At 70.6% G+C, this 201-nt stretch carries 1 protein-coding gene; it reads left to right on the plus strand.

Annotated elements, in window-relative coordinates; translation table 11 throughout:
• A partial coding sequence (locus BN1800_RS41955; RefSeq protein WP_179214052.1) for a transposase occupies window positions 1-201 on the plus strand: 201 nt, incomplete at both ends.

Genomic DNA, 201 nt, shown 5'->3' on the forward strand with positions numbered 1-201 from the left:
AGAACGTCACAGTCTCGCTCAGCGGCGACCACTGGTACGCCTCGATCCAGGTGGAGCGGGAGGTGGCCGAGCCGACCGTCCGCGACGGGATCGACCTTGGCGGCGACCTCGGCGTCGTCAACGCGCTGGCGCTGTCGGACGGCGCGGTCTACGACCTGCCGCGCATGAGCGACGCGGAAAAGCGCCGGGAGGAGACCCTCG

Source organism: Rhizobium sullae, from assembly GCF_900169785.1.
Classification (GTDB): Bacteria; Pseudomonadota; Alphaproteobacteria; order Rhizobiales; family Rhizobiaceae; genus Rhizobium; species Rhizobium sullae.